Origin of the sequence: Endozoicomonas sp. ALB032, assembly GCF_049310125.1 — a bacterium.
In the GTDB taxonomy this organism is placed as follows: Bacteria; Pseudomonadota; Gammaproteobacteria; order Pseudomonadales; family Endozoicomonadaceae; genus Endozoicomonas_A.
The window spans coordinates 3,675,415-3,699,311 of sequence record NZ_JBLYNW010000001.1; the positions used below are offsets into that span (position 1 = coordinate 3,675,415).

Annotated in this window: 20 protein-coding genes; 8 read left to right on the plus strand and 12 right to left on the minus strand. The window is 47.4% G+C overall.

Going from position 1 to position 23,897, the window contains the following annotated elements; translation table 11 throughout:
* Positions 1–222 precede the first annotated feature (222 nt).
* Positions 223–600: a hemerythrin domain-containing protein gene (locus ACO6VG_RS13870; protein WP_422140072.1), complete on the plus strand. Its 378-nt coding sequence runs from the start codon at positions 223–225 to the stop codon at positions 598–600.
* Between the two features lie 101 nt (positions 601–701).
* Here the strand turns inward: ACO6VG_RS13870 and ACO6VG_RS13875 are convergent, their stop codons facing one another.
* The 7 genes from ACO6VG_RS13875 to ACO6VG_RS13905 all read right to left on the minus strand — a co-directional run bounded on the left by ACO6VG_RS13875 (position 702) and on the right by ACO6VG_RS13905 (position 11,305).
* Complete coding sequence (locus tag ACO6VG_RS13875) at positions 702–2,660, minus strand: acetoacetate--CoA ligase (protein ID WP_422474358.1); 1,959 nt, start codon at positions 2,658–2,660, stop codon at positions 702–704.
* Positions 2,657–3,568, minus strand: coding sequence for a hydroxymethylglutaryl-CoA lyase (locus ACO6VG_RS13880; RefSeq protein WP_422474360.1), 912 nt, complete (start codon positions 3,566–3,568; stop codon positions 2,657–2,659). Before ACO6VG_RS13880 ends, ACO6VG_RS13875 begins: the two co-directional genes overlap by 4 nt.
* Complete coding sequence (locus tag ACO6VG_RS13885; protein WP_422474362.1) at positions 3,558–5,609, minus strand: acetyl/propionyl/methylcrotonyl-CoA carboxylase subunit alpha; 2,052 nt, start codon at positions 5,607–5,609, stop codon at positions 3,558–3,560. The genes ACO6VG_RS13880 and ACO6VG_RS13885 overlap by 11 nt, the downstream gene beginning before the upstream one ends.
* Positions 5,606–6,391, minus strand: a complete 786-nt coding sequence (locus tag ACO6VG_RS13890) for an enoyl-CoA hydratase-related protein (RefSeq protein ID WP_422474364.1) — start codon at positions 6,389–6,391, stop codon at positions 5,606–5,608. Before ACO6VG_RS13890 ends, ACO6VG_RS13885 begins: the two co-directional genes overlap by 4 nt.
* 17 nt (positions 6,392–6,408) lie before the next feature.
* On the minus strand, positions 6,409–8,016 hold the full coding sequence (locus ACO6VG_RS13895; RefSeq protein WP_422474366.1) for a carboxyl transferase domain-containing protein: 1,608 nt from the start codon (positions 8,014–8,016) through the stop codon (positions 6,409–6,411).
* Positions 8,017–8,177: 161 nt separating this feature from the next.
* On the minus strand, positions 8,178–9,341 hold the full coding sequence (locus ACO6VG_RS13900) for an isovaleryl-CoA dehydrogenase (RefSeq protein ID WP_422474368.1): 1,164 nt from the start codon (positions 9,339–9,341) through the stop codon (positions 8,178–8,180).
* A gap of 275 nt (positions 9,342–9,616) precedes the next feature.
* The gene (locus tag ACO6VG_RS13905; protein ID WP_422474370.1) at positions 9,617–11,305 is read right to left on the minus strand and encodes an F-box/WD repeat-containing protein; all 1,689 of its coding nucleotides are present in this window, start codon (positions 11,303–11,305) and stop codon (positions 9,617–9,619) included.
* 574 nt (positions 11,306–11,879) lie between these two features.
* On the opposite strand from ACO6VG_RS13905, the gene ACO6VG_RS13910 reads away from it, so the two are divergent.
* The 3 genes from ACO6VG_RS13910 (at position 11,880) to ACO6VG_RS13920 (ending at position 13,153) form a co-directional block, all read left to right on the plus strand.
* Positions 11,880–12,542 carry a TetR family transcriptional regulator gene (locus tag ACO6VG_RS13910; RefSeq protein ID WP_422474372.1) on the plus strand — a complete coding sequence of 221 codons (663 nt, stop codon included), beginning with the start codon at positions 11,880–11,882 and terminating at the stop codon, positions 12,540–12,542.
* 127 nt (positions 12,543–12,669) lie between these two features.
* Positions 12,670–12,957 carry a helix-turn-helix domain-containing protein gene (locus ACO6VG_RS13915; RefSeq protein ID WP_422137080.1) on the plus strand — a complete coding sequence of 96 codons (288 nt, stop codon included), beginning with the start codon at positions 12,670–12,672 and terminating at the stop codon, positions 12,955–12,957.
* Positions 12,887–13,153 carry a hypothetical protein gene (locus ACO6VG_RS13920; RefSeq protein WP_422137144.1) on the plus strand — a complete coding sequence of 89 codons (267 nt, stop codon included), beginning with the start codon at positions 12,887–12,889 and terminating at the stop codon, positions 13,151–13,153. The genes ACO6VG_RS13915 and ACO6VG_RS13920 overlap by 71 nt, the downstream gene beginning before the upstream one ends.
* Positions 13,154–13,198: 45 nt before the next feature.
* Here the strand turns inward: ACO6VG_RS13920 and ACO6VG_RS13925 are convergent, their stop codons facing one another.
* From ACO6VG_RS13925 to ACO6VG_RS13935, 3 genes are all read right to left on the minus strand, one after another.
* Complete coding sequence (locus ACO6VG_RS13925; RefSeq protein ID WP_422132866.1) at positions 13,199–13,948, minus strand: HAD-IIA family hydrolase; 750 nt, start codon at positions 13,946–13,948, stop codon at positions 13,199–13,201.
* Between the two features lie 150 nt (positions 13,949–14,098).
* Positions 14,099–15,118: an acyltransferase gene (locus ACO6VG_RS13930; protein WP_422132867.1), complete on the minus strand. Its 1,020-nt coding sequence runs from the start codon at positions 15,116–15,118 to the stop codon at positions 14,099–14,101.
* A 53-nt stretch (positions 15,119–15,171) separates the two neighbouring features.
* A complete protein-coding gene (locus tag ACO6VG_RS13935; RefSeq protein ID WP_422474374.1) occupies positions 15,172–15,516 on the minus strand; it encodes an antibiotic biosynthesis monooxygenase family protein in 345 nt (114 codons plus the stop codon).
* 254 nt (positions 15,517–15,770) lie between these two features.
* Between ACO6VG_RS13935 and ACO6VG_RS13940 the strand changes: the two genes are divergently transcribed.
* Complete coding sequence (locus tag ACO6VG_RS13940; protein WP_422132869.1) at positions 15,771–16,379, plus strand: HNH endonuclease; 609 nt, start codon at positions 15,771–15,773, stop codon at positions 16,377–16,379.
* Between the two features lie 731 nt (positions 16,380–17,110).
* Here ACO6VG_RS13940 and ACO6VG_RS13945 read toward each other — a convergent pair.
* Positions 17,111–20,017: a hypothetical protein gene (locus ACO6VG_RS13945; protein WP_422408878.1), complete on the minus strand. Its 2,907-nt coding sequence runs from the start codon at positions 20,015–20,017 to the stop codon at positions 17,111–17,113.
* A gap of 429 nt (positions 20,018–20,446) precedes the next feature.
* Between ACO6VG_RS13945 and ACO6VG_RS13950 the strand changes: the two genes are divergently transcribed.
* Both ACO6VG_RS13950 and ACO6VG_RS13955 read left to right on the plus strand, forming a co-directional pair.
* On the plus strand, positions 20,447–21,739 hold the full coding sequence (locus ACO6VG_RS13950; protein WP_422474376.1) for a hypothetical protein: 1,293 nt from the start codon (positions 20,447–20,449) through the stop codon (positions 21,737–21,739).
* Positions 21,636–23,096, plus strand: a complete 1,461-nt coding sequence (locus ACO6VG_RS13955) for a hypothetical protein (RefSeq protein ID WP_422474378.1) — start codon at positions 21,636–21,638, stop codon at positions 23,094–23,096. Before ACO6VG_RS13950 ends, ACO6VG_RS13955 begins: the two co-directional genes overlap by 104 nt.
* Here the strand turns inward: ACO6VG_RS13955 and ACO6VG_RS13960 are convergent.
* Entirely contained in the window at positions 23,093–23,332 is a 240-nt protein-coding gene (locus ACO6VG_RS13960) for a hypothetical protein (RefSeq protein ID WP_422132873.1), read from the minus strand. The genes ACO6VG_RS13955 and ACO6VG_RS13960 overlap by 4 nt on opposite strands.
* A 216-nt stretch (positions 23,333–23,548) precedes the next feature.
* On the opposite strand from ACO6VG_RS13960, the gene ACO6VG_RS13965 reads away from it, so the two are divergent.
* Positions 23,549–23,896 (plus strand): hypothetical protein, encoded by a 348-nt coding sequence (locus tag ACO6VG_RS13965; protein WP_422474380.1) that lies wholly within the window; start codon positions 23,549–23,551, stop codon positions 23,894–23,896.
* Position 23,897 lies beyond the last annotated feature (1 nt).

Consider the following 23,897-nt stretch of genomic DNA (forward strand, 5'->3'; position numbering starts at 1 on the left):
CGGGCTGAAATGTCTGAATGTCTTGAAGATCCCTTAAGTTTTCTTTCAGAGCTGGCATTTCATAATTAAGAAGAACAAGGGAGGGAGTGTGCTATGTCGCTGCCGATCAATAGACTTGTGAAGGATCATGAGCACCTTTTGCGGCTGCTCGATTGTTTGGATCACGCCGGATACAAAGATGACAGTCAGCGTACACCCAAAGTCTGACTGATCCTCGATGTTCTGGATTACCTGCATAATTATCCGGACAGCTTCCATCACCCACTGAAATCCCGATTGCTATCCCGTCTCCGTCCGAGACTGACTGATGCCAGCCAGCGCAATCTTATGGCAGAAGTAGAGGCTGAACATAAAGAAATACGTCAGTTAACCACCAGTTTGATAGAGCGCTTCAATGCTCTGGCTATGGATCAGGTTATCCCGGTCAATCAGCTGTTGGCGGAATATCAAAAATACGTTGAGTTGCAAAGGGCTCACATAAAGAAAGAAAACAGGGTTTTAATCCCGGCGATAAAAGCGATTCTGACGGAGGAAGACCTTAAGCAGGTAAGTGAGGCTTTGAAAGAGACTCCAGATCCTCTTTTTGGAACCCATACTTGAGAATCCTACGAAAATCTGTATCAGTTTGTGGTGGGCGCTCCTGTCGATCGGGAGGTTTCCAAAGCGCATTGACAAACTGCTGCCTCAAGGGCGACAGCCCCTTAATCCTGAAGTTCTGGTCGCTTTCGGAAATACTCTAAAGCTTCCGGGTTCGCCAGGGCTTCGACATTGGCAACTGGTTTGTCATGGACAACATCCCTAACGGCCAGCTCAACAATCTTGCCATTGATGGTCCTGGGAATATCCGGTGTCTGTAGTACAACCGCAGGCACATGACGGGGCGTTGTATTGTCTCGAATGGCCTTTTTAATTTCGTGGATAAGTTCGTCATCCAGTGTGGCACCATCTCGTAACTTAACAAACAGAACAACCCTGATATCGCCTTTCCACTCCTGACCAATGGCAATGCTCTCAAGCACCTGCTCTACCCTTTCAACCTGTCGGTAAATTTCCGCAGTCCCGATTCTTACGCCACCCGGATTCAGGACAGCATCTGCCCGACCGTGAATGATCACCCCCTTATTTTCAGTCAGCTCACCAAAGTCTCCATGGGCCCAGACACCCGGGAACTGGCTGAAATAGGCTTTGTGATAGTTTTTATTTTCGGGATCATTCCAGAATCCATTGGGCATGGATGGAAAACTGCTCTGACAGGTCAGTTCACCCTTCTCTTCCAACAGAGGCTTGCCTTCAGGGCTGACAAACTGAACGTCCATTCCCAGTCCGCGGCACTGAATCTCCCCTTTATTAACTGGTAAGGCAGGGCAGCCCAGAGCAAAGCAGGAGATGATATCGGTGCCACCAGAAATAGAAGACAGGCACAGATCTTTTTTGATGTGCCGGTATACGTAATCAAAGCTCTCGTGAAGCAGAGGAGAGCCCGTAGACAGAATAGTCTTCAGCCTTGGTAAAGAGTGAGATTCAGCAGGCTTAACCCCGGCTTTTTCCAATGCCGCAATGTATTTTGCACTGGTGCCAAAAACAGTGATGCCTTCTTCTTCCGCCATATCTATAAGACTTCGCGGTTCGGGATAGAAAGGGGAACCATCATAAAGAACGACAGTGGCACCCAAAGCAAGAGAGGAAACCAGCCAGTTCCACATCATCCAGCCGCAAGTAGAGAAGTAGAAGATAATGTCTTCGGGTTTTAAATTCGTGTGTAAAGACAATTCCTTCAGGTGTTGCAGAAGGGTTCCGCCATGTCCATGCACGATGCACTTTGGGGCTCCGGTCGTGCCGGAAGAATACATAATGAACAAAGGATGATTAAAGTCCACCGCTACAAACTCAGGTGTATCAATGTCTTGAATAATAAAATCGTCGTATAAGACCGATGAGGTTCGGGAACTGATATCGGCATCACCGCTCAGGAATGGCACAATGACGGTTTGTTCGATAGAAGGGATCTGTGCCTGAAGGGATTGAACCTTTTCCAGACACTGAATCGGCTTACCATTATAAAAATAGCCATCAATACTGAGCAGTACTTTTGGTGTGATTTGCCCAAAACGGTCCAGAACGCCCTGAATACCGAAGTCTGGCGAACAGGACGACCAGATAGCTCCCAGGGCGGTAGTAGCCAGCATCATGATCAGGGTTTCAGGGCAGTTGGGCATAAAAGCTGCTACCCTGTCTCCTTTGCTGACCCCTGCCGCTTTCAGTCCTGCCTGAGCTGCCGCGACCGCTTTAGTCAGTTCGCCACAACTCAAGGTGGTACGGTGGCCGTCTTCGCGTCTGAAAACCAGCGCATCTTTTGTAGCCTTCTCAGCATCTTTGCCATGTCGCAGCATGTGTTCTGCATAGTTGAGAGTCGAGTCCGGGAACCACTCTGCTCCCGGCATTTGATCATGGTTGCAGATGGCAGAGGGTAGGGTGTGAAATTGAATATCGACAAATTTTGCCAGGTTTTCCCAGAAAGCATAACGATCGCTGACACTCCAGTCATAGAGGGAGTGGTAGTCAGTCAGTTGCTGAACGTTGCTTTCATTGACAGACTGAATGAATGTATGAAGATTTGATGATTGAATCCGGCTCTCGTCAGGTGTCCAGAGCTGTGTCATATGCGATCCTGCTTTATTCTTTCCAAAGCCAGTCCAGTGTTCGAGTGAGAACGAATACCCAGTTGATGACAGATGAAGGCAGCGGCCTTCAAAAGCTTGTCCATCTGCACGCCGGTTTTGATGTTCAGACCTTCCATCAGATAGAGCACATCTTCAGTCGCAATATTGCCAGAGGCTCCCGGTGCATAGGGGCAGCCACCCAGACCTGCAACCGCCGAATCTACTACCGCCAGACCTTCCTCAAGAGATGCGTAAATATTGGCTAATGCCTGTCCGTAAGTATTGTGATAGTGAGCAGCAAGGTGTTTGATAGACACTTCACGACAACAGGCTTCCAGAACTCTTTTAACCCGAAGAGGTGTTCCTGTGCCCAGGGTATCTCCAAGGGATACTTCGTAACATCCCATTTGATAGAGCGCTTTAGTCACTTCAGCCACTTGCCGAGGTGAGGTTGCACCATCATAAGGACAACTGATAATGCAAGAAACATAGCCTCTGACGGGCATATTATTCTGTCTGGCCAACTCCATAACCGGTTCAAAACGTTTAAGGCTCTCGGCAATGGAGCAGTTAATATTTTTCTGACTGAAACCTTCGGAAGCTGAGGCAAACACTGCGGCCTCGTCCGCTCCTGCCTTCAGGGCATCTTCCATCCCCCTGAGGTTGGGGGTCAAAGCCGTGTAAACAACGTTACTTTGTCGCTTAATGGTCTGGAATACCTGATCCGAGCCCGCCATCTGGGGAACATAGTTGGAGGAAACGAAACTGCCGGTTTCAATGTGCTCAAGACCAGACTGAGACAGTAAGTTGACCAGTTCTACCCGGGTTTCTGAAGACGCTGGCGTTGGCAGATTCTGTAGCCCGTCACGGGGGCCAACTTCAACAATGCGGACAGATTCAGGCAGCATTTTCGTTTTCCTTTGTACCCTTGCTCAAGGCTTCCTGAAAACTCATGAGTGAAGAACCAGCGTCCACTCTGTCGCCTTCCTTGTAAAAGATCGACTCAATCATTCCGCCGCAGGGAGCATGAATGGTATGTTCCATTTTCATGGCTTCCATAACCATTAAAGGGGCTCCGGCATTGACCTGCTGTCCCTCTGAGACCATGACAGAGCTGACGGTTCCGTTCATTGGTGCTGACATGGCTTCAGAACCATCGTGAGCGGTCAGGCATTGTCCTGAAAGACACAGCTCGACACTGAAGTGCGGGAAGAATATTTTCAGTCTGGCTTCCGGTAGGGGAAGCACACGACATTGTGATGTTAATTGTGTCGAAGAGAACTCTGTGTGATCGCCAATCAACAGTTGTCCCGACAAACAACCAGACTCTGCCTCATACCAGTGGATATCAGCCTGACAATAGCCATCAGGCAGACTCACCCTGAATCCTTCAGACACTTTTTCCAGTGAAATCAGATAGGGTTGTTGGTTCAGAAAGAGAGTCATTTGAGACGGTGCTGAAGCAGCCGGTAACGACCCCTCGTATTGAGATTGATGGAATTGATAAAGGGCTCCTGCAATCAACGACATTCGTAGTTGATCATGGTTCAGCTCTGTCTGAGGTGGATGCTGATCAATAAACTGTGTGGATAATCCAGCTTCTCTGAAAGCGGGCTCATTGACCAGATGCATCAGAAAATCACGGTTATCACTTAAGCCAGCCTGTTGATAGTCAGACAAAGCTCGGGACATTTTATCAATAGCAGATTCACGATTTTCAGCCCAGACTACCAGTTTTGCCAGCATCGGATCATAGTGACTGGAAATATAATCTCCCTGTCGTATACCTGTATCGATGCGGACGTGATCTACTGCCTGAGGCCATTGCAAGTTCATGATTTTCCCTGAAGAGGGTAAAAAATCATGATCGGGGCTTTCGGCATAAATGCGAGCTTCAAGGGCATGACCATGACATTGCAGCTGGTCCTGGGTCAGAGGTAAGGATGCACCTGCGGCAATAGCCAGTTGCCATTCAACCAGATCCTGTCCGGTAATTGCCTCAGTGACCGGATGCTCGACCTGAAGTCGTGTATTCATTTCCATAAAGTAGAAACGTTCACCGTCGACCAGGAACTCAACCGTACCGGCTCCGCGATACTGTATCGCCTTACCCGCTGAGACTGCTGCCTCTCCCATACTTTTTCGCATGGCATCGGAAAGATCAGGTGCGGGGGCTTCTTCGATGACTTTCTGATGACGTCGCTGCAAGGAGCAGTCACGATCGAAGAGATAAACACCTTCATTGTTATGATCGAAAAAGATCTGAACTTCTACATGGCGAGGTTGGGTGATATACGACTCCAGAAGTAAGTGGTCATCGGCAAAACTTTTCAGGGCCTCTCTTCGGGCCGCCTGAAGGCCTTCCTGTAACTGGTCGTGATGCTCAATAATTCTCATGCCCTTGCCGCCGCCACCCAGGGCGGCCTTGACCATCAGGGGGTAACCGATGCGCTCCGCCTCCAGGTTCAGGGTTTCATCAGACTGATCGTAACCGTGGTAACCGGGACAAATAGGAACACCGGCTTTTTCCATCAGGGTTTTGGCTTCACTTTTTGAACCCATTGCTCTGATGGCTTCGAGCCCGGGTCCAATGAAGTGAATACCGGCGTCATGACATGCGAGGGCAAAGTCGGCATTCTCAGACAGAAACCCATAGCCGGGATGTACTGCCTGGGCACCGGATTGTTTTGCTACTTCAATCAGTTTGTCGCTGCACAGGTAGCTTTTCTGTGCAGGTGAAGGGCCAATATAATAAGCCTCATCGGCCAGGGTTTTGTGAAGGGCCTGGTAATCCGCATCAGAGTAGACTGCGACTGTTCTGACTCCCAGTTTTCTGGCGGTTCTTATTACCCTGCAGGCGATTTCACCCCGGTTGGCAATGAGGATTTTATGGAAATGCTTTACATTCTGGAGACTGTTGTCCGAGTTCATGGCTGTATTCTTGCTCATGGCTGTCTCCATGAAGGTTTGCGTTTTTCAAGGAATGATGCCAGACCTTCCTGACCTTCCGGAGAAACTCTGATCCGGGCTATCTCCCGGCAAGCCAGTTCAACAAATTCATCATCAATGGGCCTGTTATGAATACTGTGCAGCATGCTTTTTGCCAGTCGGGTCGCTGCCGGAGCATTCCCCAGAAGCTGTTGGGTCAGTTCATCGGCTTTGGCATCAAGTTCTGATTCAGGCGCCAGTTCATGCAGCAATTCCAACTCAAGTGCTTTTTCTCCGGAAAAGACTTCCGCACTGAGGAAGTAACGACGAGCTTGACGGGTGCCAATGGCCTGTACAACGTAGGCGCTGATGACGGCTGGAATCAGGCCAATCCTGACCTCACTCAGGCTGAATCGGGTGTTGTCAGCGCCAACTGCGATATCACAGGCACAAATCAGTCCTATGGCACCACCGAATGCAGCACCCTGAACCACCGCCATAGTTGGTGCAGGAAAGTGATTCAGGGTGTAGAGCAGTTCTGATAGTGTACGTGCATCGTCGTAGTTTTCCTGTTCACTGAGATGAATAGCGTTCTTCATCCAGTTAAGGTCACCTCCGGCAGAAAAATGTTTGCCGGAGCCCCTCAGTTGCAGGAGTCGAGTCTCTTCGCCAGACAGCTGTTTCAGGGCATCAATCAGTTCGCTGATCAGTTCGGCATTAAAGGCATTGCCCACTTCCGGACGATTCATGGTAATGGTGGCAACACCATTGCCGCTGGTTTCGATAATGAGAGAGTTGCTCATGGTATTACTTCCCTGGCTCACATTCTGAACACGCCGAAGCGAGTCTCTTCAATGGGCGCATTGAGGGTTGCAGAAAGGCTCTGTCCCAGAATGTCACGGGTATTGACGGGGTCAATAATGCCGTCGTCCCAGAGCCGGGCACTGGCATAAATCGGGCTGCCCTTGTGGTCATAGGTTTCGATGACCGGTGTTTTTATGGCGGCCTCTTCCTCAGCAGAAAGGGTTTCTCCCTTTCGGACCAGGCTGTCTTTTTTAACCTGGGCCAGAACTTCGGCGGCCTGTTCACCGCCCATGACCGAAATTCTTGCATTGGGCCAGGTCCATAGAAATCTTGGATCATAAGCCCGGCCACACATACCGTAGTTGCCAGCACCAAAACTGCCGCCAATGATGACGGTGAGCTTTGGCACGGTTGCACAGGCTACTGCATTCACCATTTTGGCGCCGTCTTTCGCTATGCCTCCAGTTTCATATTTTGAACCCACCATAAAGCCTGTGATGTTTTGCAGGAAAATCAAAGGCATACGTCTTTGACAGCATAATTCAATAAAGTGAGCCCCTTTTTGGGCTGATTCCGAGAAAAGAACACCGTTGTTAGCCAAAATACCGACCGGGTGACCATGAATTCTGGCAAAGCCGCAGACCAGAGTGTTGCCATAGCGGGCCTTGAATTCATCAAATTCGGAGCCATCGACGATTCGGGCAATGACTTCTCGAACGTCATAATTCTGTTTCAGATCAGAAGGGATAAGGCCATAGAGCTCGCCAGGATCATAGACTGGAGGAACAGGCTTTTCTAATGCAACGGAGTGTTTTTTCTTTTTGTTCAATCTGCCAATGGCGTGTCTCACAAGTTCAAGCGCATGGGCATCATTTTCGGCCATGTGGTCAGCCACCCCGGATTGTTCACAATGAACTCTGGCTCCACCCAGTTCTTCTGCCGTGACCTCTTCACCGGTAGCGGCTTTGACCAGCGGTGGTCCTGCCAGAAAAATGGTGCCCTGATTTCTGACGATAATGGTTTCGTCTGCCATAGCCGGCACATAGGCTCCTCCCGCCGTACAGGAGCCCATAACCGCTGCAATCTGGGGGATTCCTTTGGCAGACATATTGGCCTGGTTAAAGAAGATGCGACCGAAGTGTTCTCTGTCTGGAAATACTTCATCCTGATAGGGAAGGTTGGCCCCTCCGGAATCCACCAGGTAAATGCAGGGAAGATGATTTTGTTCAGCTATGGTTTGGGCGCGCAGGTGCTTTTTTACTGTAAGCGGGAAGTAGCTGCCGCCTTTCACAGTAGCATCGTTGGCCAGGATCATACATTCGATGCCAGCAACAAAACCTATACCTGCAACAACACCGGCGCAGGGAGCGTCATTATCATAGATGTCTGTGGCGGCAAAACGGCCTATTTCAAGAAAGGGAGAATTGGGATCAAGCAACTGGGCAATACGATCCCTGGCTAATAGTTTACCTCGGGCAATATGGTTTTCTCTGGATCTTTGACTGCCGCCCCGGGCAATGGTCTCAAAGCGTGTATTGATCTGGTCTACCAGGGCCTGCATATGTCGCCGGTTCTTGTGGAATTCGGGACTGTCGGGTGCCACTTTTGAAGATAATACGGGCATATTGATCGCCTCTGATGAAGCCGTTTCGTTTGCACATAGTCTTGCAGCGTTGCGATAGAGGTCAGATCACATCCAGCATGCCAAGGCCATGGCTGTTTGAGAGCTTATTATTCTTGTTATGGCAGCATGGTTCCCTGAAGGGGCAATACTGCGTGTCGCTGTTAGCATGACTCCTGGAACAGCTCCCTGCCAATCAGCATACGACGGATTTCTGATGTACCAGCACCTATCTCATAAAGTTTGGCGTCTCTGAGCAGGCGACCTGTCGGGTATTCATTGATGTAGCCATTGCCTCCCAGAATCTGAATGGCGTCCAGTGCCATCTGAGTAGCTCGCTCAGCACAATAAAGAATGACACCGGCTGCGTCTTTTCGGGTACTTTCACCACGATCGCAGGCTGCTGCAACCGCATAAAGGTAAGCTTTACTGGCATTCATCTGGCTGTACATGTCAGCCACTTTGCTCTGAATCAACTGAAATTCACCAATGGATTTGCCAAACTGTTTACGATCGTGGATGTAGGGGATCACGATATCCATACAGGCTTGCATAATGCCGGTCGGGCCACCGGACAGAACGACCCTTTCATAGTCCAGACCACTCATGAGTACAGCTACCCCTTCATTGACGTTGCCCAGTACATTTTCTGCAGGCACTTCGCAATCTTCAAACACCAGCTCACAGGTGTTCGAGCCTCTCATGCCCAGTTTGTCCAGTTTTTGAGCGCGAGAGAAACCCCTGGCGTCTCGTTCAACGATGAATGCGGTGATTCCCCGGGAGCCTTTTCCGGGTTCGGTTTTGGCATAAATGATGTAGGTGTGGGCATCAGGGCCATTGGTGATCCACATTTTATTGCCATTCAGAATATATCTGTCGCCTTTTTTTTCGGCTTTCAGTTTCATACTGATAACATCAGACCCTGCGTTGGGCTCGCTCATGGCCAGCGCGCCGATGTGCTCACCACTAATCAACTTGGGAAGGTATTTCCGCTTCTGTTCTAAGTTGCCGTTGCAACTGATCTGGTTTACGCACAGATTGGAGTGTGCGCCATAACTGAGTGCAACGGAGGCGGAAGCGCGGCTGATCTCTTCCATAGCGATGACATGCGCGAGATAACCCATGCCAGAACCGCCAAACTCTTCTTCTGCTGTTATACCGAGCAAACCCATCTCTCCGAACTTCTGCCAGAGGTTCATGGGGAACTGGTTGCTCCTGTCGATTTCCTGTGCAAGCGGAGCAATTTCATGATCGCAAAACTGCCTGACCTGCTCTCTCAGCAGATCATTGGTTTCACCCAGATTGAAGTTGAATGTCAGGTAACTCATTGAAAGCATCTTTGTTTAAATTGTTCTTAGACTATAGGCATTGATTGGCTAAAGCATTTCAATTTGTGGCTACAGTCCCGAAGATCTTTCTGTACATCCATCTAAACGTCAGTTATCGGATAAATAACTTCAGAATATAATCTTAGTGTTCCACTTCTTGGAGTCAACGTAAATGCTTATTGTTGAAAGTTGAATACAGGGATTAAGGTGGGACCCGGATTTTTTGCCCATTCCAGCAGACGTTCTTATGTCCACCCATTTTGCTTGCAATGTCCTTAAGGCACATGTAATTGGTCTTTCCTTTGCAGTTCAGTGATTCTCAGCTGATGAGATGCATTGATGGTCAACACATGTCGGCCATCGCTGCTGATGGTGGCTAACACGATCCTCGACTTGCGCCGAATAGTGGCTTTTTTGACCCAGGACCCATCGCCTCCGAGACCATAAATTTGAGCCTCTTTGTCTTTGTTGGCGATCGTCAATACATGGCAACCATCGGCACTAAAGGTGGCTGATCGGACCCAGCCCTTGTGGGTAATGGTGGTTTTTTTTACCCATGATCCGGGCGCCTTCGGGCCATAGATTGTCGCCGTGTGATCATCACTGGCGGTCACTAGATGACGGCCATCGGCGCTGAAGTCAGCTGATGTGACTGCCCCCTGTTGTTCAATGGTGGCTTCTTCTTCCCATGATCCGGGCGCCTTCCGGACATAGATTTTCGCCTTGCGATCAGCGCTGGCAGTCACCACACGGTTGCTATCGCTACTGAAGTTGGCTGAGTAGACCTTATCACGATGAGAAATCGTGGTTATTGCTTTCCATGATCCATCGTCCAGCAGGTCATAGATTTTTGCCGTACCATCCACGTTGGCGGTTGCCAGATGGTGGCCATCCGTGCTGAAGGTGGCAGAGCGGACATTATCCTCATGGTGAATGGCGGTTTTTACTTTCCATGATCCATCCTCTTCCTGACCATAGATTGTTATGGTGTTATCTGAATCGATAACTAACAGATGTCCGCCATCGAAGCTTAAACTGGCTGACACGATCGAACCATTATGGTTAATAGTGGCTTTTTGTTCCCAGGATCCATAGGTCTCCTGTCCATTGATTTTCACCACTCCATCCGAACTGGCGGTCATTACAAGGTGATCATCGGCGCTGAAGGTGGCAGAGAGGACAACACCTTTATGGCGAATAGTGACTATTTCTTGCCATGATCCATCGTCACCCTGACCACAGATTTTCGCTTTGCCATCATGAATACCGGCGCTCACCACATGACGACTATCGTGACTGAAGATGGCGAATCTGAGCCAGCAGTCATGGGGGATTTTGGCTTCTTGTACCCATGACCCATTGATCTTCTGGCCATAGATTATCGCCTTTTTATCCATACCGGTGCTCACCAGATGGTAGCCATCGGCGCTGAAGGTAGCCTTGCAGATTGTATTACTATGGCTAAATTTGTTTTTTTCCACTAATTCAAATTTTTCACATTGAGACATCAGTTTACTGTTGGTGAAAAGAAGGTCGGCAGGAAAATGAGTCATATTTCGTTGTTCTATAAGTGACTTGATGGTGTCCTCATATGCGAACGGCTGCAGCCAATGACGGAGTTTTTCCTCATCTTTTTTTGTCGTAGCAATGGTATTGAGTTGATATTGGTGTGGTGAAGGAAACCGGCGATACCAGGCTCTTTCCACAGTCTTATTTGTTTTAATAAATGTGTGAAAATGTTTGCATACCATTGCTAAACCGGTGACCTCTCGAAAATTTAAATGGCCAATAATCATCAATGTTGGTATGCGGGGCAAACTGAGGAATAAAGATTCATTTTTGTCACACACAGTGACGTTCCTACCTGCACTTATACCCCTTGGCGCTTCCTCTGATCGGGATTGCTTAAGTGTATGTGAGAGTGAATCGTTAATGCTGGGATTTCTTTCTACAGGGGAAAACATGTCTGGTTACTCCATAGTCAGTTTGTATTCTCTCCTTGAGAGGCTTTTCAAAATTGATTAATGAAGGTTGGAAACGGTTTTAGAATGAAAGTTCATAACATTAAGGTAAGTGAAGCTAACTAAATTGCGAATAAGTCCCTCTAATCTACAATAATCTCTTCCAAACCAGGGAGCTGGCTTGGCTGTCCTTCACCCTGCCCATAGCATTCAGGAGAACACAGGCTGACAAGGAACACCCTCTTCGGGACAGGGAGAATGGAAGCCATTTTTTAACCGGTGCAGCGGAATTAAGACTTCAGCTCTCACTGGGGTTCGCCCTCAAAGACTACAGGTGTTAAGCTTGCGTTCAATTTAAGAAGCTTTAAATACTGCTATTAAACGGCATTGAACAGGAAGTGCTGCCAGTGTCTCATCATTGAGAACGGCAAAAGGGTTTTATGATCGGCATTTCTCTGCCAGACAACGTAGGCGGTCTACGACAGCGGGCAGCCTTTATAACTGAGTTGGCTCGTTCTTTTTGAATGATATTAAAGTGAGTAATTAAGCTAGATAGCTTAACCTTTGTGGCAACACTATGAATGCAATTATACGTCTGACAGACGCTAAGGAAGCACTGATAAGAGCAGCGGAAAAGCTGATAGCCGAAAGAGGGCTCGATGCTGTTTCGGATCGTGAAATAGCCAGAGCTGCAGGACAGAAGAATAACTCTGCTGTTCAGTACCATTTTGGTGACCGGGCCGGATTGATTAATGCAATTCTGGATTTCCGGATGATCCCTCTCAACCAAAAACGTCACGAGATGCTGGATGAACTCCTTAACCGCAAGGAACCTCCAACAACCAGAGATTTAGTTAAGGTTCTATTGCTTCCCTACATGGAAAACCTTACAGGCTCAAGAGAAGATAGCTCCTATACCAGTCTGGTCAGTCAGCTGTTCCAGCGTGGCAATCAACAGATCGTTGCCATGGATACCCCCAGAAGCAGCTCTCTGGTTCGTATGACTGAAGCATTTGCTACCACCTTGCCACACTTGAGTTTCAAAGAGCGCCATGCCCGGCTCACTTTCCTGGGTTCCATGGTCGTTCACACGGTAGCTCGCTGGGATCAGCAGTGCCGTCTGGACCCTGAGACCTGGACACCGGAACATATTGTTCAGCAGACCCGGTTCCTCATTGAGTTTCTGGCAGGCGGGATGGATCAGGATGCTCTGCAGAGAGAGCCGAAATCAAGGCTCTGAGTTTCCCGTTTGGAAAGATGCTTCCTCAGAAGTTAAACAGGATTTTTCAAACTAAAAATGAATGTATATAAGTTCATAATGTGAACCTATGTCATAGTGAATGTATATGCATTCATAATTGATGAAAATGAATACTATTGGACAGCAATGTCGAGATCGCCGAAAAGCCAGGGATTGGAATCAGACCGAGGCTGCTAAACAGGCTAAAACCACCCGAAGTGTTATCTCAGCCATAGAAAACGATCGATATCGGGGAGCTTTGTGGGCTCTGAACAATTATCTTGGGTTGCTGGGCCTGGAGCTGACGGTTAAAGATGCTGAAAGACCCACATGGGATGATCTTGATGAGTTATTTAAATATGAATATTTCAGATCAAGACAAACTGGTGAGATTTGGCAAAGGTATTGGTGTTAAAAATCCTTCAAAACGATTGGAAGAGATGGCGGGCATTGCCAGAGATTATATTAACGGCTTTGACCGGTGGGAGTCGTTTCCAGAACTCAGAACTGCCTTGGAGAAGTCCATTGCCAGAGCTATGTCGGTAGCCGGCTCTGGCGTTAGATACAACGTCAAAAGGACTAAAAAGAGAAAGACTGATCGTTATCTGTGAGGCAGGCATTCAGATCACTCAAATTCTGTCTGAGATTAAACCGGCTCAGATAATATCAATATCCGCTACACAATCGAAAATATGGTTGGGCTTGTAAGGAACCTGATCGATATCGGCAAGGCGGGACACACCGGATAAAACCAGAATGGTTTCAAGGCCCGCCTGAAAGCCTGCAAGAATATCAGTGCGCAGGTTGTCACCCACAATAACAGTGTTGTCTGAGTGTGACCCCATCCTGTTCAGGGCGGCACGGATAATCCAGGCACTGGGTTTACCTACGTAGAATGGCTTTTTGCCCGTAATCCGCTCAATAGGAGCACAGAGTGCGCCGCAGGCCGGAGACATATTGGGACCGTGGGTATCAGGGTTTGTGGCAATAAAGCGTGCCCCTTCAGAGACAAATCGGGCACCGGTGTGGATCATGTTCCAGTTATAGTTCCTGGTTTCACCCACGACGACAAAGTCCGGATTGATATCGGTAATGGTAAAGCCTGCCTTATACAGTTCGTGAATCAGGGCACCTTCGCCAATAACATAAGCTTTCTGACCTTCCTGTCGTTTAAGGAATTCTGCGGTGGCCATGGCGGAAGTGAAAAAGCAACTTTCCGGGATAGTGATACCAGCAGAAGCAAAGCGGTTTTGCAGATCTTTTTCGGTCTGGGAGGGGTAGTTGGTCAGCATGATCAGAGAGATGTCCCGCTCCTGCATGCTATGAATGAAATCATCAGCGCCAGGAATCAGGGTGTTGTCATGCAGAATTACGCCGTCAATGTCACAAATCACGCTTTTAGACATAATGCTACCTGATCAGTTTGGACAGTTAGAAGGGCATTATAAGGTGCTTGAAAGCCAGATAGCCAGATAGCTTTTCAGCGGGGAGTTTTACCTCCCCGTTATCGAATAGAATCTGGTCTCTTGCCCGCTACTTTTGCGACATTCTTTAGATCAGGGAACCATCCAGTGGGTTAAACGACTTCGACTGAGTAGCCAGACGAAAGCGGTACTGGCCAGTAAGGTCACAACAGTCCAGAAGGGAATCATGATAATGGCGCTGGCTGGGTAGAGGTCGTAGGCTCTTACGGGCCAGAGCAGAAGAGGATGTACCAGATAGATGCCCAGACTGTAACGGCTGAACATGGAAATAATGTTTTTGCTTCTACCCTGAATCCTGTCGCCATAGTGCTTGGCAAGACAGAAGACCATGGTCGCCACAAGAACGGTATTAATGGTTTTATAGGAGTTAAATCGACCAAAGCTGTACATTCCCTTTTCGGTGCTGAGCCAGAGCACACCACCTAAAGTAAGCACCAGTCCAAGAATACCGCCAAGAATAATCAATGGTTGATGTTTGCGGGTATCATACTTTGCAAGGCAATAACCCCAGATTAAATAACCCCCGTACAGGAGAGTATTGATATGCCAGAAAGTCTCGATCCTGATCAAATAACTCAATGTCAGCCATAACCAGACCCCGGCCATAAATTTAAGCAGATCATCGGGCATGATGTGAACGGCAGGCCTTAGAAAAGGAATAACAAGATAAAGAGGAATAAAATAGTAATAGAAGCCAAGGTGGTACCAGGTGCTTTTATAGGGAAGTTCTTTCAGGGTATCAATGGCCCTGGTCCACTGGTAATCAAAAGTGGGTGAGAGTCCTGCCAGAAAGGAATAAAACATGGCCCAGAAAAGGAAGGGCACCAGAACTTTCATCACCCGTCGTCTGAGGAAGTAATCCAGGTCAAAAGGGCGTTTGTCTGATAAAAACAACATGCCGGTGATCATGATAAAAATAGGAACACACCAGCGGGAAAAACTGTTAAAAGTGACCGCTGTGAGCCAGTCCGACATCGGAATTTGCCCGTAAAGGTCACGATAGGGTCCCAATACGTGGATAATGATCACAGCTACTGCGGCCACAACTCGTAATAGATCCAGATAAAACACAGGTTCTCTTTTTGATGACATTGGCCTGATTCTTCTTGCTGGGTGACCGTATATTATGAAGTTTGCTTCATAGCTTATTCAGGGGGGAAACTACTTATTAAAGTTTGGGTGTAGTGATCCACCTCTGGAAAGGGATCATAAAAGTGATGCAGTAACCGTTTCCGATCCTGATACTCTTCTGACCCTCTGAAGCCTTCAGTGTGATCTTCCAGTGTTTCCCAGTTTACCAAAAGCAGATAAAGGCTATCCTTCTCCAGACGTTTTTGTAGCTGATGGTAGAAGTAACCCTTTATGCTGGCAATGGTGTCCTGTGCCTGAACAAAGGCTCGTTCAAACCCGACCTCCTGGCCCGGTTTTACATCCAGGATGGTTACTTCCAGTATTATTACTTCGCTGTCGTTCTGTTGCAGGGGAGACAAGCTCCGTCCCTTGAAAAAAGACTATCAGAATCCGTTACGGCGTGTCTGCGTTTCCAACTCTGGTTGGGTTGTGGTTTCAGAAAGTCAGTATAGGAGTCAATTCTGATTTAAAATAAATGCAGTTCCTGCCTGTGTTTTTTGAACAAAAGTTCAATTGTTAACAAACAGTTGTCGGGAATAGGGCATTGGCAAGTGCATTTCATTTCGATAAGTTAATAAAAGAGGGTCATGGATGAAAAAACGGGAGCTGAATTATGTATATTCTGCGACTGAATGCTGCCGGACAACCGGTGGAGTGGCTGACCTGGCAGGAGACAGTCTGTCTCTACTCGAGAGACCTGATCCGCTGGAGCCTTGGTGACATCATTTATCGGGTAAGAGGTGGCTATAACCGATGGCTTGGCGCCCAGACGGTCATTGAATTACCCAGCATCATTGCTTGTGGTGGTAAACGACTCTTCCCTGCCCGCACAAATCCAGCCTTAACTAACACTTCTCTTTTTGAACGTGATAATCACCAGTGCATGTATTGTGGCAAGTTCCTGGCACGCCGGTTTTTGACCCGTGACCATATTCTGCCTACCTCAAGGGGCGGACAAGACGACTGGATGAATGTGGTGGCTGCCTGCAAGCGATGCAATCAATTCAAAAGTGATCGTTTGCTGGATGAACTGGATATGACACTGGTGGCGCTACCCTATCGACCGAATGCCGCTGAATATCTGGCTTTAGTGAATAGCCACCGGATTTTGCCGGAGCAGGCGGATTATCTCAGCAGCCAGTTTTCTAAAAACTGTCGCTGGAGTCTTGATCCGGATCGTCTGGACAAAGAGCCTGCACAACTGATTGATGACTTCATTTAATGATTCTTCTCTTTTGTTATGTCTGTCATTGTCGAAAAGCATTTTGTAGACCTACCCTCGGGCAGAGGGAAAGTAAAGTCTGTGGAGGTAATGTAAGTCCTTTGTGCCATACCCATGAAGCAGAAACCTGTGTGAAATCGTGAGAGAGTAGCACCTGTAAAGGAATCCCCTGCTGATTTCTTTGAATCAGCGGGGGAGGATGTCAATAAGTGATCCCTCGCTATCACTTGAGCCTCTGCGTTTTCTGAGTCGTGCAGCAAAAGGCATCCTTGCCCTGATTGCCTGATTATGCGGATGATGCTGAAACCCTCCAGCATCTGGATCAGCAGCCAGGCCGCAGCGGGGGCAGGTATCGGTTTCTACACCGCAGGAATCGGTATTCTGGCCATGGAATTCTGCCGTCCGGCGCCTTTTGCAGAAGGATAGCGACTAACGCTCTAGCTACTACCTTGCAAGAATTTACGGAATTAGACGATACCCAATACCGTTCATGGTTGACTCGCTCAGCTCAGGAGATCCTCTACTGGACTGCCCTGCAACCCTACGAGGTCAGAGACAATCGTGCATTTGATCCTGGTTGTGAGTTCTACTCAGAGCACTTAAAGCAAACGGGGCATTTGGATAAAACACTCTACCCTGAAACTTTGCACCTAGCGGACGAGGAGAAAAAATTTCCCAGAGACTTCGATCAAGGCGATGATCAGCTTAATCTCAGGGCCGATAATGCCGTTTTACCTCTGGTCAGGGGACTTACGCTGCTGGCCAACCGGGGTAAGTTTAATCTGAACGTAAACACATTCAGGAAAACCATTGTTGTGACGACCTCTGTCCTTACTATACACGGTTTTAAAAAGTAATTCTGTCAGGCATATTGGGTACGGATCTGGATGAGTCATCGTATCAAGATGAACCTCGTAACCACAGAGATCACATGAGGAATCTCCCCGCATCACAAAGGGTATGTCTTCCAGCTTTTCACCTTTTCCGTTAAAAACGACGGGTAGTGCCATACGGCGATGTTCTGCTTCCGGAAATATAAGGAGAGACAGACTACCTTCAAAGGTATCAAATCTGAAATCTACAGAAAAACCATCGGAATAATCAGGGTTAACGCAGATAAACTTTATAGAGTGTTTTCCCCATACGTGTCCTCTTTTGGTTATTGATTCATAAAAAAGCTTTGAAATTTTGCAATAGTAGGTATCTTCTCCTGGCTTCTTAAACACTGGAATCGCCTCCTCTTTATCTTGACCCCAGAGCCTAACAGGCTTCTGCTCAGTTCTGTCATAAAATAAGGCATCATCCTGATTCAGTCGTATACTGGCAAGGCAGTTTTTCCTGTGCCTGCTCATTTTCGTCAAAGCTACCTGTTGGTGGCATATTTGGCACTTAACTTTGTTATAACGGCATTTTAACAAGTGTGTCGGCATCAGGGCAGACTGATGTTGAAAAGAACAGCCATCATCTCTGTTAGGGCAGAAACCGATTTTAGAGCATTTGCTTAAATGTTCCCGTATATCCATCACATTTTGATTCAACCCTATGCGTACGTTACAAAAACGGCATTTGGCGCTTTGTTCATCAGTACTTCTGACACACTGCAAGTATGCCGAATCAAGATTTTTCTCTCTGGAATTGAAAAAAGCATACGACGGGTGATGACTGGTCACGTCTGTGTTATCCCGTCCAGAATGAACACTGGCTGACTGTTCGGGCCTGTTTTGAAGTGCCTCGAAGACCCGGGTAAATGCGCCTGCCAGTTGCAGGTGTTCGGGATCATTAATCTGCCGGCAGATATGAAGAAATTGCTCGACCCTGTCTTTATCTTCTGCCATTACAGGCACACCATAAAATAACACGCTCCCCGGAGGCATCGCCTGCTCTTCCTCTTCTTGGTTCATAGTCACTGATCGATCTTCGGATGAACCGGGGGTATGCTGCTCTTTGATATGGTTCTTTATGAATGCCAGCGGGCAACTGTGCCCACAGCCTAACGGACATTGGAACATGACAACTGCGGCAGCGTCTTCATAGTTGAATGAATGATTATGCATTTTCTCACTGCAAGTAATGCATTCTTTGATGTTTCTCACTTTTGCTTTAGTCATTTCGTCAAAACAGTCAATGCAGACACTGTGAGGAACACTCGAAGTGCAGGCTTTCGCTTCTCCGGTAATGAACTCAGTGCAAACCGGACAATACAAATGTTGCTGGTTGCCATTAAGAAAAGCGGTAGCGTATAACGGAATGGGCGTTTCATCGCGGTTTTCCGGAGGTTGATAATCGTAAATAGCGTCAACTTTCTGCCGGTTTATCTGTGCTTGCCTCCCATCCTTTTCGGTAGATGCTGTTCCGGGTTCCCGGGTTTGTTCTGAGTAATGCATTGCATGAGCTTCAGATCGAGTCGATCTGTCATTTCCTTCATTATTCCCGCCTTCAGGATTTACAGGTCTTTGAGCACCAGAACCGTTACTGGCATCACGTTCAGACCTCTCATAGGGATGAAAAGGCTTCTTGCGAACCCAGCGGTTACATTCATGCCAGCCGCCACCTGCGGGGAGCGATGGCCCGAAAATCTCCGGATACAGTGACTCAAGAAAGCTCTGGCTATAAAGACTTAACCTTAAGTGGGCTTCGAATCTGCTGATGGATAACAGCTTGCCGTTGCGCTGGATGATGTATGAAAGTTGTCCATTACTGTCCTGTACCAGAAAGGCTGTCCCGTGAATGAATGCCAGAAATCTTAATAACGGATCATCGGACAGTGCGTTCTGTATCAGCCTATTAGTCCATCTCAAGACAGACCTGACACCATCGGTATTCCTGTGAACAGACTCAGCCGCAATGAGTTGCGGCCAGTTTTCATCGGACATATCGCTGACTTTGGCCACGGCAGGAAACTCCGAAGGCGCAAGAACCAGCGATTCTTCCTGATTAAGCCTTAGCCACATTGAATCCTGGAATAAAACCGACAGGCCGGATTCAGCATAACGGATTGACAGGGGGTAGGGGGCAGGCAGGAGATGGGTTAACGGGTTTTGTACTGCGTCAAGGTCATTGCTATCAGATCTATCCAGTCCATTACCTGCAAAAAGATGGGTGAAATTAAAGGGTGTGGGTAAATCAGAATTATTCCTCAGTGATGGTGGCAGGCTGTTTTCAGGGTCTTCCGGGTCGATGTCTGGTGGAATGTCTTGTATGGTAACACCCTGAATAACCCAGTGCTCGTGACAATGTCCCGTTGGGTCAATGTATCTTACCGCACTGGGCAGATGACGGGGCTCCAGATCCAAAGGTTCATTATTGCCTGAAGATTGCCAGATATGGCCTTCAGCCAGGGCGATTTGTAGCTTTATCTGGTGGTATTGCGGCGCAACGACTGAAACGGTGGTATCAAAAGAGCATGAAATGTTTCCGGGATGATGTGATGGCTGCGGTGGCGGATTCAGGTCAGGCAATGGGCTCTTTGCTTCGGGCATATTCCGGTAAACAGTGGCCAGCAAGGGGAACAGCGAACTTAATGACATGGGCTCAGAGAGACTATTCTCGGCCACTGCCTGGGGTATTGTTGCCACTTGAATCGCAAGACAGAAAAAAAGAAGTCCGTAAGCACCCAGTGAATAATAAGTTTTTTTCATGCCACCCTGAAATCCGTCATTCACCCTGCCAGTCAGGAATAAATTGTCTGGTCTGTGTGAACAAGTATAAAAATTATTGTTGATAGACTGTCCGTTTTGCCAATCCCATACTTTTCGTCCAATCGGTTGTCCGGCGCACCCAATCCAGAACAAATTCGATGCTGCATAGCAGGATAGACCATCAGACAGAGGGTTATTTATCTTTGGCAGGCTTCAGCTAATCAAATACGCAGAATCAGTAGCAATGACAGCTTGTTTGCACTGCTCTATGTAACATAGGTCTGGCCAACAAGCTTTTTTTAATCCGGCGATTTTTTTTGAACTTTGGTCTACTAAACGGGTCTTACTAGTAAACCTTCTCTGGTTGGGCTCATCTTCGTCGGCTCATCCTCGTCAAGATTAAGGACAATTAAAGGCAGGAAAAAAATAATGGAAGCATCATTTCAAAAATCATGTACTAATGTACAAAGTTCCTCTACTAGCATTGCTAAAGCCAGTGTTACAGAAACAGAAGATGCTACATCAACGCAGCGCATTGTTGCCGACAGAGCCGTTAGCGCTCTCAGCGGTAAGCCATTCAGAGTCAGTCTCGATGATTTCACAACCGATTCTGTAACAGGACAAAAAGATCAAAAAGAGATCGGAATTTCCTCCAGAGCCGTTGCTTTAGATCCGAATACCTCTGAAGCCTCTCAGCGCAAACACAAACGGCTCTTTACCGATGCCGGAGATATTGCTCTTAGGGTAAAACCTAAAGCATCATTACCCAGATCTTTAACAAAGTTTAAAGCCAATCCGGGTGGCAACACGGCTATCTTAAACCAAAAACAAGTCGAGCTGATTCAAAAAGTCTTTGATGGTCGAAGCCATGAACTCTCAGAAGAGGAATTTAAGAGCGTTATCGACTATTTTTCACGAAAAAAATTTAGAAATTACGTACCCCAAGCTTATTTAGAATCACCCGCCTTGATGAAAGAATTTTTAAGGAATGGTATTTTTAAAGTTTATGAAATACCCAAGAATAAACTGACTAAAGATATACTCTTGTCCAAGAGTAGTTTTGGTATTGGTTGTTGTGACTTCGATGAACTACCAGACGAATTGAAAACAGATTTTTATTTCCTTATTGAATATTCAGCCCGTAAAGTTATCCCCTTTGGTACACCACCGGAACTGGCTGTTCTTATTTATGATCATCTGGGCATCACGGAGAAAATAAAATCTCTCAATCAACTTCCAGACAGCTTTAAAAATAAAAATGATGATTTTTACGATGAACTCATTCATTCAGGAATGATAGCGCTTGAAGACCTTCCAGAACACGTCAAGAGCAAAAACAAAGAATACTGTCTTTCGCAATTATCAAAAGGCCTGTGTGAATTATCAGAAGTTCCGGTTCATTTGTTGACGAAAGAATCCATTCTGGACTCGATCAAGGGTAAATATTACGGGCATAACTTTAGTAGAGTTTTTTTTGATGAATATAAGGTTTTTATCAAGGACTCTGTATTTTTTGAAGAGGTACTGGTCAGGGCTGTAACAGCTGATTTGGAACGTGTTGATAAATATGATGCTTCATTGAAATATTCTTCAGGGGAATTATGTATGATGCAAGCATATGATTACGCCTCAAAAAGATATAAGTCAAACGCAAATCAAATTTCAACTCCCCAATACTTCGGCATTCGAATTGCTGGTAGCTGCTCACGCGTTTGGTTTTAAACCTGCGGATCCAGCCTCCGGTCGTCAGTTACAGTCAGAGTTTGCCCATGCCGGTGAAACAGGCTTTCAATGGGTTTATTCTGGTCAGGATTCGCTATCACTGTTTGAAAAAGAGGGCACCATCGTTGGTGGTCGTACACTGGCAATAGCCAATGGTGAAGAGGTTGATTACTATAAGTTCCATCGGGTCGGAGAGTGCATGTCTACTTTGGCGGAAGAAGGCATTATGCATAAATTTATTGCCAAAAGTGACCGTTTTAAAAGCCAGAAACCCCGTTTTGGCCAGTATCTTGCCGTACTGGAAAAGGATCTCCCTGAGAAGACCCGAGCTTTCACTGACCGCTTGCAAGTCATCAATGTTGATGGTGAAAGAGCCGTACTGGTCTATCACTTCAAAGCGACAAACGACTATGGTGTATACGCTTACACTCCTGATGAAAAAAACACTCCTTATGCGACTGCTGAGCGAGGTCTATTGAATGGCATTCATGATATTGGCTTACTGAATGGCCAGTTTGGCATTATGCCTTCGTCAACGATACCGTCATTTCACGATACCGGACGTCGTTGGGTGTTTCTGAGTCCGTTGTTGGGGAACTCGAAATATTTTGCCCTCCCATTACCCGGAAAATTTGAAAGCTGGATCGAAGCTATTGAACGTCCTGATTTTGGCTGGGCTGGTCTGCGGGATTGGGGTGATGTGGAGTTTTATGGCTCTATGAAAAGTGGCCTGGCCGCCGCAGACTCTAAATCGGCGGGTTATACTCCAGAGGTTTTGCAACGATTGAGCTTCGCCAATGCCCTGTGCGAAAACCTGCTGGCAGCTGTGTTATTAAGGTCACGCTTGCGTCGGGACTCCCCGGATTATCATTATCAAAAACAATCGGCATTGAAAGAGACAGAAAACTTTATTGAACAGCTACTGAACGAATACCTGTCGGGCCTGTTTGCAAAAGAAAAAGAATTACAGCCCAAGGCAAGACTGCAAGAGTTCATGGGGTTAAACGATACCAAATACCGTTCATGGCTGACTCGGACAGCTCAGGAGATCCTGTACTGGACGGCCCTGCAACCTCATGAGGTCAAAGACCCCAGTGCATTTCCCTTTTCTGATGAGTGTTACTCGGAGCACTTAAAGAAAAATGGACATCTTGATGAAATGTTGTACTCGAAATTGCATCCTGTGGACACGCAGAAAAAAGTCCCCGGAGACTTTTACAAAGCCAATGGTCAGCCCAATCTCGGAGCCGTTAACAGTGTTTTTCCTCTGGTCAGTCTGACCAAGGGGCTCACGCTGTTGGCCGCCAATATTTTTGCATTCTCAGATCAATACTCCGAGGATGATAATTTGGCCTAGTGCAGCCAAGCCTTGATATCCATACAGCCCACTCGTTCCGATACTCTGTGGTCGTCATTCCCGCGAAGGCGGGAATCCAGCGCCAACAGCGGGTCTCTGCCTTCACGCGGATGAAAAGGCCAGGGGGGCACCGGGCAGTATGGTTCTGGTGATGAGTCTGTGTGGATTCCCGCCTTCGCGGGAATGACGGGAGTGAGGCCGGAAATGACGGGAGGTGAACCAGGGTTTTGCGACACCCTTTGTTGCGTGGGAACGAGGGGTGTATGGATATCAGAGCTTAGCTGCACTAGTCTAAGTTGTAGATAAGCAAATGGTGATTTACCAGGACCTTTCTACAGCAGTAGGGAATATGACTGGATACCCTGAAGAATGTTTCCCGTGCCGAGCAACTGATTGATGATTTCAAAGAGGGTGATCAGTCCACCAATGATAAGCTAACCATAGCGATCACGGTGGATATGCTGGATACCGGAATTGATGTACCGGAAATAGTGAACCCGGTCTTTGCCAAACCCATCAAATCCAAAGTGAAATTCTGGCAGATGATTGGGCGGGGAACCCGGTTCTGTGAAAACCTGTATGGTCTGGGTAAGCATAAAGAAAAGTTCCGGATCTTCGACCACTGGGGCAACTTTGAATACTTTGAAGAAGACCCCGGAGAAGGCGAAGTCAGCCAAAGCAAATCATTGGCCCAAAAACGTCTTGAAGCCTGGATTGAACTGGGCAAAGCCGCTCAGAAAAAGTTTGAACAGGGCAGCCTGAAAACCATCGCCAGGCAATTACGGAGTTTTTCAAGATAGT